Below are 16339 nucleotides of genomic sequence, written 5' to 3' on the forward strand. Positions count from 1 at the left end.
CACCCCCACCTGCGACGCGCATTCCTTGACCGCATCCAGCATTCAAGACACTCGACATGCCAGTTCCGACATTACACAAGCAGATGGGCAACCAACGCCAGCATCGCCAGATGCCCCACGTAATACCCGTAGAACGCCCACCGCCAGCGCGGCAGCTGCCACGGCACCCGCGCCGCCAGCAGCACTACCGGAATGGCCAGCAATGCCCAGCCGTTGTGGTTGGCCCAGCACACCGCTGCAAGCCCAACCAGCAACAGCCACCACGCCCGGTGCCGGAACGCGATCCAGGCCAGCAGCACGCTGCCAACCCCGGCCCACTGATAGTCCACGAACATCGGCAGCACGCCGGCAGCCAGTAACAGCTGCACCGGCCGATTGTTCGCCAGCGCATGTACGGCTACTGCTGCAACTGTAAAGGTGAGCAGGATGTTGAGCGGCAGCCAGAAACCGAACGCCAGTGCATGCAATGGCTGCGCGATCAAGCCCCATAGTGCCAATCGGCGCATCGACTTGCGCAGGTCGGCCTCCGGCTGGGCGAGATTGCAGGCCATCACCAGCGCGAACAGCGGGAAGGCGATGCGCCCCAGTTCGCTGACCACCGGCACGTAGCCGCCGAAGACCACCTTGGCCACGTGGTCACCCGTCATGGCCAGCAGTGCGATCCACTTCAGCAGCTCGCGCGCGCCGCTGCTGAGGGTGAAGAAGGTTGACGTCCCGGTCGTGGTCGCTTGCATCGCGGAAGCTTATGCGCATCGGCCAGCGCATTTCCAGCGCCGCGCAGGAGCACGACGCTGCAGGCAGCAGGCGGGGGCGCTATGCTGGCCGCCCCTGCTTGTGAGACGTCCGCCGTGCGAACCCTATACCCCGCCATCGAGCCGTACCGCGAGTTCACCCTGAAGGTGAGCGATCTGCACACGCTGCACATCGAAGAGTGCGGCACGCCAGAGGGCATTCCGGTGGTGTACCTGCACGGCGGCCCGGGTGCTGGCATCTCGCCCACCCACCGCCGCTTCTTCGATCCGGCGCGGTACCGCATCGTGCTGATCGACCAGCGCGGCAGCGGCCGCTCCACACCGTTCGGCGAACTGCGCGACAACACCACGCAGGATCTGGTGGCCGATATCGAGAAGGTGCGTGAGCACCTGGGCATCGAGCGTTGGCTGGTCTACGGCGGCTCATGGGGTTCGACGCTGTCGCTGGCCTATGCGCAGGCGCATCCCGAACGCGCCACCGGCCTGATCGTGCGTGGCGTGTTCCTCGGCCGCGAGATGGAGAACCGCTGGTTCGCCGAGGCCAACGGCGGTGCGCGCTGGATCTTCCCGGAACGCTGGGAACGCTATGAGGCCTACATCCCGGAAGCCGAGCGTGGCGACATGATCGCGGCCTACTGGACGCGCATGGATGGCCCGGATGAAGCGACCCGCATCGAAGCCGCGCAGGCTTGGCTGGGCTGGGAAGACAACGCCGCCACCCTGCAGCACGACGTGGATGCGCAATCCACCGACGACCCGCTGGACACATTGGCAAAGGCCCGCATTGAAGCGCATTACTTCCGCAACAGCATCTTCCTGGAGCCGGACCAGCTGCTGCGCGATATCGATCGCATCCGCCACCTGCCCTGCGTGATCGTGCAGGGGCGCTACGACATCATCTGCCCGCCGCGCAGTGCGTGGGATCTGGCCAAGGCCTGGCCGGAAGCCCGGCTGGAGATGGTGACCTCCGGCCACAGCGCGAACGAGCCGGCCACGGTGGATGCGCTGGTGCGGGCGACGGACGCCTTTGCCGACCGTTTCTGAGCAGATGGTGGTGCCGGCCGCTGGCCGGCATCCCACCGTTCGAGGGTAGCGTCGACTCCGCGCAATCGCTGCTGCGCGGCCAGGTGAATGGCGACCCACCGGCAACGGTCCACGGCCCCATTCTTCGCAGCCCGCTTACAGCTCCGCGCAGAAGATCCGGCGGTGACCACCGCACCGGTGGTTCGCCCTTTCCCCAGGAGCACGCCATGACCGGTTATCGCTGCCTTCCCATCGCTCTCTCGCTATCTGCGGGCCTGCTGCTGGGCGCCTGTTCCAATCCGCAGGAGGCCAGCAAGGCCACCGCCGCCGAGGACGTGACAGAAGTAAGGCTCATCCCTGCCTACGAATCGCTGGACAAGGACAAGGACGGCATCGTCACGCTGGCCGAGGTGGATGCCGTGGCACCGGACTGGGCCGAACGACTGCACGCCTGCGACACCGACCGCAACAAGACGCTGAGCCGTGGCGAGTACGACGTGTGCAAGCAGACCAGCGCTTCGCATTGATCCATCATTGAGCCCTCGACTGACGCTGCGCATGCCGGCTATACCAAAGTATAGCCGGGCTAACCCACGAGCCTCTAGGACTGCCCCATTCAGGGGCGGACAATAGCGCCACTGGCCAGGGCAATCCTGGCCGGCACCCTCCCCTCATGGAGACGCAGATGGACCCCGACCCTGCCGGGCGCACCGCGCCCCGGATGACCGCTTGTTGCCTGTTCCTGGCGCCTGCCCGCCGGTCCCTGCCTGCCTGAGTGACGGGGGACCGCCAGGCGCCGCTTGCCTGGAGATCGCCCCATGTCCTACAAGATCCTCTACATCACCCTGCGCCGCCTGATCGGCGAGCGCGATGTTGCCGCGCTGCGCAGCCAGCTGCTGCAGCACGGCCCCGTGATGTTTGCCCGTTCGCTGTCACTCGGTTCGCCACGCGTGGTGGCCGACGCCTTGTCGCTGCTGCCGATCAGCGAGCGCATCACCGTGCTGCGTCATCTGCCCTATCCGCTGCGTGATGCGATGAAGCCGCTGTGCATCGGCGGCAGCCAGCGCCTGCACATGCAGCCGTGGTCGCCGGCGGTGCTGGCGATGCGCCACGCCTGATCGGTTGCATCCGTTCCGTTCGTGTTCCGGCCCCGGCCGGCTCTGACATTCGAGGAGAGTCCCATGAGCCTGCTCAACGCCTGGTTCAATGCCTTCCTGCGCAGCCGTCGCGCAGGCAACCTGTTCCGCCGCCGTGCGATGCCCGAGGCCGGGTTTGGCCCGGGCAGCGCCGACGCGGCACCGTTCGCGCTCACCACCGGCCTGGTCACCCTGGCCCAGCAGGAGGAAGCCGAGCTGCTGGCCACGCTGGGGTCGCATGCCGATGGCCTCAGCCCGCATGAGGCCGAGGAACGGCTGGCGACGCTCGGCCCCAACGAGGTGGATCACGAAAAGCCGCTGCCGTGGTGGCGGCACCTTTGGCAGTGCTACCGCAATCCGTTCAACCTGCTGCTGACCGTGCTGGCGGCGGTGTCCTGGCTGACCGAGGACATCAAGGCCACCATGGTGATCGGTGCGATGGTGCTGCTGTCCACGCTGATCCGCTTCGTGCAGGAGGGCCGCTCGAACCGTGCAGCCGAGCGGCTGAAGGCGTTGGTCGGCAATACCGCGCGCGTGCTGCGCCGCAATCCCGGTACCGAGGCCGCCGATGTGGCCGACCAGTACTTCGGTGCGCACCTGCACAGCCGGCGCCCGGCGCGCCTGCTGGACCTGCCGATCCGCGAACTGGTGCCCGGCGACCACATCGTGCTGTCGGCCGGCGACATGATTCCGGCCGACTGCCGCGTGCTGACTGCCAAGGACCTGTTCGTGGCACAGGCCGCGATGACCGGCGAGTCGCTGCCGGTGGAGAAGTTCGCGCACCCGGGCGACGGCCTGGCTGGCCTGCTGGAACAGCACAACCTGCTGTTCATGGGCACCAATGTGGTGTCCGGCACTGCCACCGCCGTTGTGCTGGCCACCGGCAACCGCACCTATTTCGGCACGCTGGCCCTGCGCAGCACCGCCACTGACCGCGCGCCGACCGCATTCCAGGCCGGCGTCAACAGTGTCAGCTGGCTGCTGATCCGCTTCGCGCTGGTGATGGTGCCGTTCGTGCTGCTGATCAACGGCTGGACCAAGGGCGACTGGACCGAGGCGTTCCTGTTCGCACTGTCGGTGGCAGTGGGCCTGACGCCGGAAATGCTGCCGATGATCGTTACCTCCACCCTGGCCAAGGGTGCGGTGCTGCTGTCGCGGCGCAAGGTGATCGTCAAGCGCCTGGATGCAATCCAGAACTTCGGCGCGATGGAAGTGCTGTGCACCGACAAGACCGGCACCCTCACCCAGGACAGGATCGCGCTGGAGCGTCATACCGATGTGTTCGGCCACGATTCGGAAGACGTGCTGAAGTTCGCCTATCTCAACAGCCACTTCCAGACCGGGCTGATCAACCTGCTGGACCGTGCGGTGCTGGAGCACGTGGAGCTGCAAAGCTCGCTGCGGCTGTCGCAGGACTACCACAAGGTGGATGAGATCCCGTTCGACTTCGAGCGCCGCCGCATGTCGGTGGTGGTGTCCGAGCGCGAGGACCATCATGAGCTGATCTGCAAGGGCGCGGTGGAAGAAATGCTGGCGGTGTGCAGCACCGTGCGCGAGAACGGCCAGGACATGCCGCTGGATGAACATCGCCTGGCCCGCGTGCGGCAGACCACCGAAGAGCTGAACGAACAGGGCCTGCGCGTGGTGGCGGTGGCGATGAAAGAGACCGCCGCCAGCCAGACCACCTATTCGCAGGCCGACGAATGTGGCCTGACCCTGGTCGGCTACGTCGCCTTCCTGGACCCGCCGAAGGAATCGGCAGCGCAGGCGCTGCAGGCGCTGGCCGCGCATGGCGTGGAGGTCAAGGTGTTCACCGGCGACAACGAACTGGTGACCGCCCGCGTCTGCGCGCAGGTGGGGCTGGACGCCGACACCATCCTGACCGGCCCGCAGATCGAGCGCATGGATGATGGCGCATTGTCACGGGCACTGCACCACCACCGCGTGTTCGCCCGGCTGACGCCGCTGCACAAGGAACGGCTGGTACGCGAGCTGCGCGCCCAGGGCAAGGTGGTCGGCTTCCTCGGTGACGGCATCAACGATGCCCCGGCACTGCGTGCGGCCGATATCGGCATCAGCGTGGACAGTGCCGTGGACATCGCCAAGGAGGCGGCTGACATCATCCTGCTGGAAAAGAACCTGATGGTGCTGGAGGAAGGTGTCATCCAGGGCCGGCGCACGTTCAACAACATGCTGAAGTACATCCGCATGACCGCCAGTTCCAACTTCGGCAATGTGTTCTCGGTGCTGGTGGCCTCCGCCTTCCTGCCGTTCCTGCCGATGCTGCCGCTGCAGCTGCTGGTGCAGAACCTGCTGTACGACATCTCGCAGATCGCCATTCCGTTCGACAACGTGGACGAGGAACTGGTACGCAGGCCGCTGAAGTGGAACCCGGCGGACATCGGCCGCTTCATGGTGTTCTTCGGGCCGATCAGCTCGATCTTCGACCTGACCTGCTTCGCGCTGATGTGGTACGTGTTCGATGCGCGCACCGCCGGCGACCAGAGCCTGTTCCAGTCCGGCTGGTTCGTGGTCGGCCTGCTGACCCAGACCCTGATCGTGCACATGATCCGCACGCCCAAGGTACCGTTCCTGCAGAGCATCGCCGCGCCGCCACTGCTGCTGATGACCGGCCTGATCATGTCCATCGGCGTGGCCCTGCCGATGAGCCCGTTGGCCGGTTACTTCAAGCTGCAGGCGCTGCCGGCTGGCTACTGGCCGTTCCTGGTGGCGATCCTGTTCGGCTATGCGGTGCTGACCACCGCGCTGAAGAAGTTCTACATCCGCCGGTACGGGTGGCAGTAAACGCCCGCCGCTTGTCCAGGGAGAAACACAATGGACATCAATCCCAACCTGCCGGCCTTCAACGCCGGCGCGACCCTGAGCTCGCTGATCAGCCTGTCGGTGGCGTTCGTGCTGGGCACGGTCATCGGCCTGGAGCGGCAGCTGCGCCAACGCACCGCCGGCCTGCGCACCAATACGCTGGTAGCGGTGGGCGCGGCAGTGTTCGTCGATCTGGCGGTGCGCTTCCATGACCTGTACGGCGGTCCACCCTCGCCGCTGCATGTGGTGGCCTATGTGATCTCCGGCGTCGGCTTCCTCGGCGCCGGTGCGATCATGAAGGACGGCGCCCAGGTGTCCGGCCTGAACACCGCCGCCACCCTGTGGGGCTCGGCGGCGGTAGGTGCGTGTGCCGGTATCAAGCTGCTGCCCGAGGCGGTGCTGGCGGCAGTGTTCGTGCTGGCCGCCAACACCCTGCTGCGGCCGGTGGTGAACCGCATCCAGCGGCAGCCGCTGCCGGAAGCGTTCAGCGAGGCGACCTATGCGATCAACGTGGTCTGCCAGCGCGAGCAGCAGGCCGAGGTACTGGACCGGTTGTTGCTGCTGCTTGAGCAGGCGCAGTACCCGGTGCGCGCGGTGGACCAGCGGCCATTCGGCGAGCGTGACGTGGAGATCGAAGCGGTGCTGTATGCCACCACGGTGGATGCCGGTGAGCTCGATGCCGTGCTGGCCACGCTGGCGACCACGCCCGGCGTACTGCAGGGGTTCTGGAACGCCAGCCTGGAGGAGTAGTGCCGGCCGCTGATGGACGCATCCCGCCGGGCATGGCCCGGCGCTACCGTGCACCGCCTTGGTAGGTGCCGACCGTGGTCGGCACAATCCGTCAGGCACCATGACCGCGCACAACCCATGCCGACCAAGGTCGGCATCTACCGAACAGCGCTTTGCTATCCTTTCCGCCCACGCCAGGGAGCCATCCCGATGCCATCGCTGTCGCCCCGCCGCCCGCTGATGCTGCTGGCCCTGATCGTCGTGATGGGGGCGATCTTCCTGATCGATACCGTCACCGATTACGCGGTCGCGGCAGCCTGCTTCTACGCAGCGGTCATCCTCGCCGCATCACGCGTGCTGAGCGCGCGCGGGCTGATCACCCTGGCCGTCGCCTGCATTGCATTGACCGGGCTGAGCTTCTTCCTGACCCGCTTCGGCACCTATCGCATCGGCCTGGTCAACTCGGTGATCGGCATGCTGGTGATCGGCATCACCACCTACCTCGCCCTGAACATGGAAGCGGCCAAGGCCGCCGTGCAGGAAGCGCAGGGCCGTCTGCTGCGGGTGGCGCGCGCCTCGACCGTGGGCGAACTGACCACTTCCATCGCCCATGAAGTGAACCAGCCGCTGGCGGCCATCGCCAGTAGTGCCGAAGCCTGCCAGCGTTGGCTGGCGCAGGATCCGCCGAACGTGGACAAGGCCCGGCAGACCGTGGCCCGCATCCTGGCCGACGCGCACCGTGCCGGTGACGTGATCGCCCGCATCCGCGGACTTACCCAAGGCGCCGCTCCGGAACGGCACGCCTTCGACCTGAACCACGCGGTGGAGGAAATGCTGGCGCTGTCACGCAGTGAACTGGACCAGCACGGCGTGGCCGTGGCCCTGCTGCTGGATGCCGACCTGCCCCCGGTGCAGGCCGATCGTGTGCAGGTGCAGCAGGTGATCGGCAACCTGATTCTCAATGCGGTGGACGCAATGGAAACCGTGCCTCCCGCCGACCGACGCCTGTCGCTGCTGACCCGACGTGACGGTCAGCGGGTCAGTCTCAGCGTGCGCGACCGCGGCGTCGGCCTGCCCGCCGATCATCCCGAGCGTGTATTCGATGCCTTCTGGACCACCAAGTCACACGGGCTGGGACTGGGCCTCAGCCTGAGCCGTTCGATGATCGAGGCCAACGATGGCCAGATCCGCGCCGAACGACCAGCAGGCGGCGGTGCCTGCTTCGTCTTCGACCTGCCCATCGCCACGGACGTTCAACATGCGTAAGCCCGTTGCCCCTGCCATCGACCCAGCACCCATCGTCTATGTAGTCGACGACGATCCGTCGGTGCGCGCCGCACTGGAAGACCTGCTGGCCTCAATGGGCCTGCAGGTGCGGGCGTTCACTTCCACCCAGGCCTTCCTCGAACACGAACTGGAAGATGCGCCGGCCTGCCTGGTGCTGGACGTGCGCATGCCCGGCCAGAGTGGGCTTGAATTCCATCGCACGATGGGCAGTCACGGTCTGCAGCTGCCGGTGGTGTTCATCACCGGCCACGGCGACATTGCGATGGGCGTCAACGCGATCAAGGACGGCGCCATCGAGTTCCTGACCAAGCCCTTCCGCGACCAGGAACTGCTGGATGCCATCCACAAGGGCATCGAGATCGACCGCCAGCGGCGCCGCGACGGCGAGGCACTCGGCGCGCTGCAGCTGCGCTGGGATACCCTCAATGCCGGCGAGCGCGAGGTGGTCGACGGCGTGGTACGCGGACGCCTCAACAAGCAGATCGCCGGCGACCTCGGCGTCAGCGAGATCACGGTGAAGGTGCGCCGCGCACAGGTGATGCGCAAGATGGGCGCGCGCACCCTGGTGGACCTGGTGCGGATGTATGACCGCCTGCAGGGCAGCGCAGGCTGAGCGATGCCTCGTTCTATTCCGGATCGGGCAGCGCGTACTCCAGCCTGTAGTCATGGCGACCGTCGCTGATGGTGATTTCCAGGATTCCGCTCAAGCCGAGCAGCCCTTCACTGCCCGAATCGGGCACCACCACCACGCTCAGCTCCGGCGTTCCCCGGGCCATCAGACCGTTGTGCTGCAAGGTAAAAGCGCCCTGACGCCCAGCCAGCGCGGCCGTTACCCGTTCCATCGCCACATAGCCCGCCGAGCCCTGCACCGGGCTGCGGAAGGCCAGCATCTGGCCGACACTGCTGCCCTGCAGGTCACCATGGAAGAGCTTATCGATCGACATCACCCCGATCGGGCCGTCGTTGCCACCGATCGGCAGCAGCTTCACTTCAAAGGTTCCGCGCGCTTCGCCCTGCATCCTGCTCTCCCTCGTCGATAATGCGGCAACGGCGCGTGCGGATCATGCGCGCCGCAGGCGACGCTTCAACTGCGTATCCATCAAGCCCACCGCCAGCAGCACCGCGCTGGTCAGCCAGCCGGCGCCCAGCAGATGGGTGTGCGGCAAAACCACCCCCAACACGACCAACGCCACTGCACCGACCAGATGCGAATACGGGGCGCGCCCGTACACGATGCGCTTGTACAAGGCGCTGCCCAGCAGGTAGATCAACGGTCCGGCAACCAGCACCGTAGCGTAGACCAGAGTCACCGCCGCGCCAGGATGGTCCATGACCAGGTCATTGCCGACCGCGGTGGCGATGATGCCGGCGATCAGCAGCGCATGCACGTAGTGGAAGTTGGCCCCCATCCGCCCGGCGTCCTCGGAATGGGTGATCGCCGCGGTGGCATCGCGGCTGGAGATGCCGAAATACAACCACCACATGGCGATGGTGCCGGCGAAGGTGGCCAGCACCGCCGAGACCACATCGCCGCTCCAGTGCTCGACCTCGCTGAGCACGCCGCCAGTGGCCAGCAACGTTTCACCCAGCGCGACGATGACGAACAACTGGCAACGTTCGGCCAGGTGCCCGCCTTCGATGGTCCACTCGCGGGTGTGCGAACGGCCCAACCCCGGAAACGCGAAGCCGAACATCGGCGAGATGTACTCGCAGGCCACCGCCACCGCCCACAAGGCCAGGCGCAGGTTGCCCTCGGCAGCAGCGCCTGCCAGCCAGAAGCAGGCCGACACGCTCACCCACGCCAGCATGCGGCGGAAATTGGGCGCCAGCGGATGGTTGCGCCCGACCTCCAGCAGCACGAACACCGTGCGCCCGACCTGCATGGTGGCGTAGGCCCCCGCGAAGACCCAGGCGCGTTCAGCGAAGGCCTCGGGAATGGACGAGGACATCAGCAACGCCAGCAGCATGGTGACGAACAGCAGGCTGCGGATGCGTGGCGTCTCCGGATCGAACCAGTTGCTGACCCAGCAGGCGTACTGCCAGCCCAGCCAGACCGCGAACCACAGCACCAGGGTCTGCATCACCCCGACCAGATCCAGGTGATGCAGCAGATGGTGGCTGAGCTGGGTAACCGCAAACACGTAGACGAGGTCGAAGAACAGCTCTTCGTAGGTCACGCGGGCGTGGTGGCCATCGCGCTGGCGCAGGGCAGGCAGTCGCAGTCGTGTGCTCATGGCCGTCCTTCAGCGCGCCAGGCGCCAGTACAGCAGACCGGCCAGCAAGGCCGGCACCGCGAACACCAGCAGCAGGATCGGCAGCTCCTCCCGGACGGCGTAGCCGGCCTTGCTCACGCCCACCCACATGTTGGCCACCGTCACCAGCAGCCAGGTGGCGATGAACGCGATCAGGGCCGTGGGCAGCTGTGACTGGCCTACGCTCCACAGCCGCCCGAAGAGCAGGAACACCCCCAACAACAGCACCCCACCCACCATCACCAGAAGCACGTGCATGGTCCATCTCCTTGAGCCTGCTGGCAGGCTAGCCGCGGCCGATTCTGCGCTCCAGCCGATGATCGTGGTTTCACTTTCCAGCCTCGCCGAACAATCCCGATCCCCGAACCACATAGCAAACGAGAACGGTTCCCATTAGTATTGCGTCATCGCGCAGGGATGCCCTCCCCGTGCCCGCCCCTTGCCCCTGCTTCCGGTCCGGATGTCCCAACTACCTTCCCCACACCCTCCTGCGCTGCCGCTGGTGTCCTCGCTGGTGCGCCACTACGAGGAACTGGTGGAGTACCTGCGCTGCCGTTTCCGGTCGCCAGGGCTGGCCCGTGAAGTGGTGCACGACGTCTGCGTGCGGCTGCTGGAACGCCCCGCCGCCTACGATGCACGGCAACCCATCGCACTGCTGCGGCGCATCGCCCACGATGCGGCGGTGGACCGCTGCCGCGCCGAGGATCTGCGCCGGCACTGGGTGGAGTCGCGTGCCGAACTGCCCGATGACGCCTGCCCACGCCCAGGCCCCGAGCAGCAGGCGCAGGGACAGCAGGCGTTGCAGCGCCTGAGCGCGACCATCGAGCGCATGCCCTGCCGGCGCCGGCAGGTCTTCATCCTGCACAAGATTCACGCGCTGCCGCAGGCCGACGTCGCGCAGCGCATGGGCATCGGCCTGAAGGCTGTGGAGCGTCACCTGCGGCTGGCCATGGCCGATTGCCGCCAGCAGGGCACGCTGCAATGAGCGATGCACCTGCACCACCGCCGCCACCCGAAGTCCCCAGCACCGACCAGATCCTGGACCAGCATCGGGACGCCCTGAAGCAACGCTTTCCGCTGCCCGACCCGGAAACGCTGCGCCGCCGGGGTGGCGGCGCGAAGCGGGTACTGCCCGTGTTGCTGGTGCTGGCCGGCGCCGTACTCGTGGCCGACCCGGCCTGGCAGGTCCGCGATTACCAGACCGGCGTGGGCGAACGCCGTGAACTCGTCCTGGCCGACGGCAGTCGGGTACAGCTGGATGCAGGCACCCGCGTGCAGGTGCGCCGCCATCTGCGCTCCCGGCAGGTGCTGCTGGAACAAGGGCGGGCACGCTTCGAGGTGCAGCACTCGGCCTGGCGACGCTTCGGGGTGGATGCCGGCCCGGTCCACGTGCGCAATTACGGCACGGTGTTCGACGTCGACCGCCAGGGGGAACTGAGCGAAGTGACACTGTGGCGCGGCGAGGTCGGCGTGCGCGTCGACGAGGGCGGCAGCGAACAGCGGCTGAAGCCAGGGCAGCGCCTGCTGGCCCAGCGCGGTTCGCTGTCACCTCCGGAAGCCATCGATCCAGAGCAGGCGGACTGGACCACCGGACGCCTGCAGTTCGACCGCATGCCACTGACCGAGGTCCTGCGCATCCTGCAGCGCTATCACGACCGTCCCATCGTGCTGGACGACCCAGCGCTGGGGCCCCTGCAGGTGTCGGGCGTCTTCGATGCCGACCGCGCCGAGACCGTACTCGCGCTGCTGCCCGAGATCCTGCCGGTGCAGGTGCATGCCGGCACCGATGGCAGCCTGCATCTGCGCGCCCGCGATTGAATGCCACACCGAGGGTGGGTTGCGCGCCGTCCCATCCGGCAAGTGCTTGAACCCTTCCGAAGGACCCCCGCATGACCCGCCCTGTTCCGCCTGCCGCTCTGCGCCGGCTGGCCCCCACCCTGCTCGCTGCCTGCCTGTGTGCGGCCCTGCCCGCCACGGCGCAGACCGCTGCGTCAGCGCCCATCGAGCTGCACCTGCCGGCCGGCCCGTTGCAGGCTTCGCTCAACTCGCTGGCGCGGCAGAGTGGCATCCAGCTGTTGTTCGCCGCCGACAGCGTGAGCGGCCGCAGCGCCCCGGCTGTTGATGGCCGCTACACCCCGCATGAGGCCCTGCAGCGGCTGCTGGCCGGGCAAGGCCTGGCGATGCAGGAACGTTCGCCGGGTGTGTTCGTGGTGAGTGCCGCGCCAGCGCCGGCGAAGCCGCGCACCCCGGCCCGGGCCGCATCATCGGCGCCGTCATCCGCCACGACGGCGTCGCTGGCCCGCGTTACGGTCTCGGCCTCGACCGCGCGCATGCCACAGGGCGAGACCGCCATGCCCAATACCATCACGGTGCTGACCCGCGAGGACATCGCCCAGCAGCTGGCGCTGGGTTCGGATGTGTCGCGGGTGCTGTCGTCACAGATCCCGGCATTTGCCCCGGCGCGCGAAAAGATGTCCAACTACGGCGAAACCCTGCGTGGCCGCGGCATCCTGTACATGGTCGACGGCGTGCCGCAGTCCACGCCGCTGCGCGATGGCTCGCGTGATTCGCACACCATCGACCCGGCGATGATCGAACGCATCGAGGTCATCCACGGCGCCAACGCGCTGCAGGGCATCGGCGGCACCGGCGGCATCGTCAACATCATCACCGGCAGTGCGCCCAGTGAGCTGGGCGCGTTCCTGCTCGACACCAACGTCAGCTACAGCGCTGCCCTGCCCAGCCGCCACGACGACAATGGCCAGCGCGGCTCGGCCCTGGTGGGCGTGCGCGGCGAGCAGTTCGACCTGGTGGCTGGCCTGGCCTATGAGAAGCAGGGCCTGTACCACGACGGCGAGGGCCGATCGATCGGCACCAACGCGCAGGGCGAGCTGATGGACTCGACCTCATCGAACGTGTTCGCCAAGCTGGGCTGGAACATTGCCGAGGGCCATCGCCTGCAGGTCATGGCCAACCGCTACCAACTGCGCGGGATGGACAACTACCTGGCCATCAACGGTGACTATCGGACCGGTCGCCCGACCATTTCGGTCCCCGGCGATACGCCACTCGATCCGCCGATGAACCGCTCGCGTTCGCTGACGGTGGACTACAGCGCCGCCGACCTGCTCGGTGGCCGTTTCCAGGCGCAGGCCTTCGCGGTGGATTTCGAAGGCCGCTACGGTGCCAGCCAGTGGGACCCGTGGGGCAACACCGGCGCCAACGCCGCCTGGGACCAGACCCAGAACGAATCGGACAAGCGCGGCTTCAAGCTGACCCAGAGCTGGACCCGCGTCGCCGACACCACGCTGGACGTGACCCTGGGCCTGGACGGCCTGCGCGACCGCACCCACCAGGTGCTGCTGGCCAGTGGCATGAACTGGGTGCCGCAGACCACCTACCAGAGCCTGTCACCGCTGCTGCAGCTGCACTGGTGGCCGACCGATCACCTGATGCTGTCCGGCGGCCTGCGTTACGAGAAGGGCGAGCTGGACGTGGGTGACTACACCACCCTGCCCCGCTACGGCGCTCGCAAGGTGGCTGGCGGCAAGCCGACCATGAGCGAGACCCTGCCCAACTTCGGCGCGGTCTGGTACATCAACGATCGCCTCAACGCCTACGCCTCGTATTCGGAAGGCTACACCGTGGCCGACGTCGGCCGCGTGCTGCGCGCGATCAACCGCGACGGACAACGCGTGGACAGCCTCATCGACCTGTCACCGGTGGTGTCGGACAACCGCGAGATCGGCCTGGAGTACGACGATGGCCGCTTCAGCGGCGACATCGCCTACTACACCTCCGAATCCAGGCTCGGCTCGGTACTGATCTACGATCCGGGCATCGATGCCTATGCGGTGCAGCGCCAGGCCACCCGCGTGGAAGGCTTTGAAAGCAACCTGCGCCTGCGGTTGGGCGACAGCCGGCTTGGCCTGGGCTATGCGCGCGCCAACGGCCGCTACGACGCCGACGTCGACGGTCGCCTCGACAGCGACCTCGCCGGCGTAAACATCGCACCGAACCGGCTGACCGCGTTCTGGGAACAGAGCTGGACGCCGCAGCTCAGCACGCGCCTGCAGGCCAGCCATGCCTTCGACCGTGATTTCGACCTGCGTGGCGCGCAGGTGGCGGAGTTCAAGGGTTACACAACTCTGGATCTGGTCGCGCGCTATACGCTGGACAAGCATGCCTTCACGCTGGGCGTGCAGAACCTGGCGGACAAGCAGTACATCAGCTACTACTCGCAGACCACGCCGTCGAATCCGAGCTATTTCTCCGGCCGCGGCCGGGTGCTGACGCTGGGGTGGCAGTACCGGTACTGATCCATGGCGCCCTTATGGGAGCCATGAAATCTATGCGAGACGCGATGAAGGGGGCCCATGCTAGTTTCTGGGCCTCCTTCAAACGGACGTGAACCATGCGTTGTTCCCTGCTCGCCTTCGCCCTGGCCGCTGCTGTTCCGGTCGCGCACGCCAGTGCCGCCGAGGCACCACTGCCGCAGCTGCGGGCCTACACCGTGGACACCTCCTGGCTGCAGCCGATGGCACCGCTGCAGATCGCCGACCAGACCTGGCAGATCGGTACCGAAAACCTGACCGCGCTGCTGGTGCAGACCGCCGAGGGCGCAGTGCTGCTGGACGGCGGCATGCCACAGATGGCCGGCCACCTGCTGGACAACATGAAGGTGCGCGGCGTGGCGCCGCAGGAGCTGCGACTGATCCTGCTCAGCCATGCGCATGCCGACCACGCCGGCCCGGTCGCCGAGCTCAAGCGTCGCACCGGCGCGCACGTGGTGGCCAATGCCGAATCAGCGGTGCTGCTGGCGCGCGGCGGCAGCAACGACCTGCACTTTGGCGACGGCATCACCTATCCGCCCACCAGCGCCGACCGCATCATCATGGATGGCGAAGTGGTCACGGTGGGCGGCATCGCATTCACCGCACACTTCATGCCGGGGCACACCCCGGGCAGCACCGCCTGGACCTGGACCGATACGCGCGACGGCAAGCCGGTGCGCATCGCCTACGCCGACAGCCTGAGCGCGCCGGGCTACCAGTTGGCGGGCAACCCGCGCTATCCGCGCCTGATCGAGGACTACAAGCGCAGCTTCACTACCGTGCGCGGCCTGCCCTGCGAACTGCTGCTGACCCCGCACCCGGGTGCCAGCAACTGGAACTATGCCGCCGGCAGCAAGGCCGGCGCCAAGGCACTGACCTGCAGCGCCTACGCGGATGCGGCCGAGAAGACGTTCGACGCGCAGCTGGCCAGGGAAGCCGCGGCACACCGCTGATCCTGTAGAGCCGAGCCTACGCTCGGCTTGCCGGAAGAAAACAGCCGAGCGTGGGCTCGGCTCTACACAGGACACGTGGGAAGGTGCCGGTCAGGGCGACCGGCACCTGCGACCATCAGCCACCCTGCCCGTGCTGGGCAAACGGCTCGGTGCTGCCGTCGGTGCGCACCAGCTCGACAGTGTATGGCTGCACGTAGCCGTCGGGCATTTCCATGCCCGGCGAACCGGCCGGCATTCCGGGCAGCACAAGCCCGCGCACCGCCGGTCGCTCGGCCAGCAGTCGCTTGATGTCCTCGGCCGGGATGTGGCCTTCAACCACGTAACCACCGATCTCGGCGGTGTGGCAGGACGCCTTGCCGACCGGTACACCGAGGCGGACCTTGATCGGGTTCATGTCGTCGGTGTCGCGCACATCCACCTGGAAGCCTTCGGCCTTCAGGTGATCGACCCAGATGCCGCAGCAGCCACAGCTGGCAGTCTTGTGCACGATGGCGATGGGCAGTGCAGGATCCACCTGCGACGGACCGGCCATGATCGGTGCCGCAGGGGCGTCGCTGGCAACCGGCGTGGCGGCGGATTCTTCGGCGGCACGCGCGCAGGCGGAGGTGGCCAGCACGGTGCCCAGCAGCAGGCCGAGGGAGAGAGAACGGTTCATGGTGTTGATTCCTTTGCAGATGCGGGCAACGCGGCCCGCTGCCTGCGCATCGAAGGCACAGGCAGAGTCGAGAATGAGTCGAGCAGCTATGGCAGGCACTGCCTGCAGGGAATCACACGATGGGAGGCCGTAACGGGTCCGGCAACGGCGGCGGTGCGCGTTGCTGGGCGCTGGCTGGCAAAGGCGCCTCACGCCATGGCAAGGCGGGCGTTCCGCTCAGGGAGGCCAGCATGCCGAGGCTGGCCGGCGGGCATTCGCACTCATTGCTCTGGCAGACCGTTGATGCTGCATCGTCGCAGCATCCGGCCATGGCCGCCGAATGCGGTGCAGCGCAATGGTCCTGGCTGGCCGGGCCGCTGTACGAAGACGCGGCGAGCGCCAGCGCCGGTGCATTC

General features: G+C 67.2%; 16 protein-coding genes. 11 read left to right on the forward strand and 5 right to left on the reverse strand.

Annotation, left to right across the window (positions count from 1 at the left end):
- Positions 1 to 71 precede the first annotated feature (71 nt).
- On the reverse strand, positions 72 to 734 hold the full coding sequence (locus tag GOC52_RS11120; protein WP_191849430.1) for a TraX family protein: 663 nt from the start codon (positions 732 to 734) through the stop codon (positions 72 to 74).
- Between the two features lie 114 nt (positions 735 to 848).
- On the opposite strand from GOC52_RS11120, the gene pip reads away from it, so the two are divergent.
- The 7 genes from pip to GOC52_RS11155 all read left to right on the forward strand — a co-directional run bounded on the left by pip (position 849) and on the right by GOC52_RS11155 (position 8363).
- Positions 849 to 1796 (forward strand): prolyl aminopeptidase, encoded by a 948-nt coding sequence (gene pip / locus GOC52_RS11125; RefSeq protein WP_053443106.1) that lies wholly within the window; start codon positions 849 to 851, stop codon positions 1794 to 1796.
- Between the two features lie 206 nt (positions 1797 to 2002).
- On the forward strand, positions 2003 to 2302 hold the full coding sequence (locus tag GOC52_RS11130; RefSeq protein ID WP_019337231.1) for an EF-hand domain-containing protein: 300 nt from the start codon (positions 2003 to 2005) through the stop codon (positions 2300 to 2302).
- A gap of 291 nt (positions 2303 to 2593) precedes the next feature.
- Complete coding sequence (locus GOC52_RS11135) at positions 2594 to 2893, forward strand: hypothetical protein (protein WP_005413574.1); 300 nt, start codon at positions 2594 to 2596, stop codon at positions 2891 to 2893.
- 63 nt (positions 2894 to 2956) lie between these two features.
- Complete coding sequence (gene mgtA, locus GOC52_RS11140) at positions 2957 to 5716, forward strand: magnesium-translocating P-type ATPase (protein ID WP_100445851.1); 2760 nt, start codon at positions 2957 to 2959, stop codon at positions 5714 to 5716.
- 30 nt (positions 5717 to 5746) lie between these two features.
- Complete coding sequence (locus GOC52_RS11145) at positions 5747 to 6484, forward strand: MgtC/SapB family protein (protein ID WP_021202328.1); 738 nt, start codon at positions 5747 to 5749, stop codon at positions 6482 to 6484.
- Positions 6485 to 6673: 189 nt separating this feature from the next.
- Positions 6674 to 7729: a sensor histidine kinase gene (locus GOC52_RS11150; RefSeq protein ID WP_049409569.1), complete on the forward strand. Its 1056-nt coding sequence runs from the start codon at positions 6674 to 6676 to the stop codon at positions 7727 to 7729.
- Positions 7722 to 8363, forward strand: a complete 642-nt coding sequence (locus GOC52_RS11155) for a response regulator transcription factor (protein WP_049409567.1) — start codon at positions 7722 to 7724, stop codon at positions 8361 to 8363. The genes GOC52_RS11150 and GOC52_RS11155 overlap by 8 nt, the downstream gene beginning before the upstream one ends.
- Before the next feature lie 13 nt (positions 8364 to 8376).
- On the opposite strand, the gene GOC52_RS11160 is transcribed toward GOC52_RS11155, so the two are convergent.
- The 3 genes from GOC52_RS11160 to GOC52_RS11170 are packed head-to-tail and all read right to left on the reverse strand — an operon-like array spanning position 8377 to position 10260.
- A complete protein-coding gene (locus GOC52_RS11160; protein WP_191849432.1) occupies positions 8377 to 8769 on the reverse strand; it encodes a DUF3224 domain-containing protein in 393 nt (130 codons plus the stop codon).
- A 42-nt stretch (positions 8770 to 8811) separates the two neighbouring features.
- Positions 8812 to 9984 (reverse strand): low temperature requirement protein A, encoded by a 1173-nt coding sequence (locus tag GOC52_RS11165; RefSeq protein WP_049481051.1) that lies wholly within the window; start codon positions 9982 to 9984, stop codon positions 8812 to 8814.
- Positions 9985 to 9993: 9 nt separating this feature from the next.
- On the reverse strand, positions 9994 to 10260 hold the full coding sequence (locus GOC52_RS11170; RefSeq protein WP_010485461.1) for a hypothetical protein: 267 nt from the start codon (positions 10258 to 10260) through the stop codon (positions 9994 to 9996).
- Between the two features lie 202 nt (positions 10261 to 10462).
- Between GOC52_RS11170 and GOC52_RS11175 the strand changes: the two genes are divergently transcribed.
- The 4 genes from GOC52_RS11175 to blaL1 all read left to right on the forward strand — a co-directional run bounded on the left by GOC52_RS11175 (position 10463) and on the right by blaL1 (position 15289).
- Positions 10463 to 10987 (forward strand): RNA polymerase sigma factor, encoded by a 525-nt coding sequence (locus GOC52_RS11175; RefSeq protein WP_049455150.1) that lies wholly within the window; start codon positions 10463 to 10465, stop codon positions 10985 to 10987.
- A complete protein-coding gene (locus GOC52_RS11180) occupies positions 10984 to 11820 on the forward strand; it encodes a FecR family protein (RefSeq protein WP_191849436.1) in 837 nt (278 codons plus the stop codon). The genes GOC52_RS11175 and GOC52_RS11180 overlap by 4 nt, the downstream gene beginning before the upstream one ends.
- A 71-nt stretch (positions 11821 to 11891) precedes the next feature.
- A complete protein-coding gene (locus GOC52_RS11185; protein WP_191849438.1) occupies positions 11892 to 14321 on the forward strand; it encodes a TonB-dependent receptor domain-containing protein in 2430 nt (809 codons plus the stop codon).
- Between the two features lie 95 nt (positions 14322 to 14416).
- Complete coding sequence (gene blaL1, locus GOC52_RS11190) at positions 14417 to 15289, forward strand: L1 family subclass B3 metallo-beta-lactamase (RefSeq protein ID WP_191849440.1); 873 nt, start codon at positions 14417 to 14419, stop codon at positions 15287 to 15289.
- Positions 15290 to 15404: 115 nt separating this feature from the next.
- Here the strand turns inward: blaL1 and GOC52_RS11195 are convergent, their stop codons facing one another.
- On the reverse strand, positions 15405 to 15944 hold the full coding sequence (locus GOC52_RS11195; RefSeq protein ID WP_191849442.1) for a DUF411 domain-containing protein: 540 nt from the start codon (positions 15942 to 15944) through the stop codon (positions 15405 to 15407).
- Positions 15945 to 16339 lie beyond the last annotated feature (395 nt).

It is taken from the genome of Stenotrophomonas sp. SXG-1, assembly GCF_014083965.1.
GTDB lineage: Bacteria > Pseudomonadota > Gammaproteobacteria > Xanthomonadales > Xanthomonadaceae > Stenotrophomonas > Stenotrophomonas geniculata.

Bases quoted from the DNA above. Each gene is read 5' to 3' on its own strand.
- GOC52_RS11120 (WP_191849430.1), bottom strand. From the start codon at position 734: ATGCAAGCGACCACGACCGGGACGTCAACCTTCTTCACCCTCAGCAGC.
- GOC52_RS11130 (WP_019337231.1), top strand. From the start codon at position 2,003: ATGACCGGTTATCGCTGCCTTCCCATCGCTCTCTCGCTATCTGCGGGC.
- GOC52_RS11135 (WP_005413574.1), top strand. From the start codon at position 2,594: ATGTCCTACAAGATCCTCTACATCACCCTGCGCCGCCTGATCGGCGAG.
- mgtA (WP_100445851.1), top strand. From the start codon at position 2,957: ATGAGCCTGCTCAACGCCTGGTTCAATGCCTTCCTGCGCAGCCGTCGC.
- GOC52_RS11145 (WP_021202328.1), top strand. From the start codon at position 5,747: ATGGACATCAATCCCAACCTGCCGGCCTTCAACGCCGGCGCGACCCTG.
- GOC52_RS11150 (WP_049409569.1), top strand. From the start codon at position 6,674: ATGCCATCGCTGTCGCCCCGCCGCCCGCTGATGCTGCTGGCCCTGATC.
- GOC52_RS11155 (WP_049409567.1), top strand. From the start codon at position 7,722: ATGCGTAAGCCCGTTGCCCCTGCCATCGACCCAGCACCCATCGTCTAT.
- GOC52_RS11160 (WP_191849432.1), bottom strand. From the start codon at position 8,769: ATGCAGGGCGAAGCGCGCGGAACCTTTGAAGTGAAGCTGCTGCCGATC.
- GOC52_RS11165 (WP_049481051.1), bottom strand. From the start codon at position 9,984: ATGAGCACACGACTGCGACTGCCTGCCCTGCGCCAGCGCGATGGCCAC.
- GOC52_RS11170 (WP_010485461.1), bottom strand. From the start codon at position 10,260: ATGCACGTGCTTCTGGTGATGGTGGGTGGGGTGCTGTTGTTGGGGGTG.
- GOC52_RS11175 (WP_049455150.1), top strand. From the start codon at position 10,463: ATGTCCCAACTACCTTCCCCACACCCTCCTGCGCTGCCGCTGGTGTCC.
- GOC52_RS11180 (WP_191849436.1), top strand. From the start codon at position 10,984: ATGAGCGATGCACCTGCACCACCGCCGCCACCCGAAGTCCCCAGCACC.
- GOC52_RS11185 (WP_191849438.1), top strand. From the start codon at position 11,892: ATGACCCGCCCTGTTCCGCCTGCCGCTCTGCGCCGGCTGGCCCCCACC.
- blaL1 (WP_191849440.1), top strand. From the start codon at position 14,417: ATGCGTTGTTCCCTGCTCGCCTTCGCCCTGGCCGCTGCTGTTCCGGTC.
- GOC52_RS11195 (WP_191849442.1), bottom strand. From the start codon at position 15,944: ATGAACCGTTCTCTCTCCCTCGGCCTGCTGCTGGGCACCGTGCTGGCC.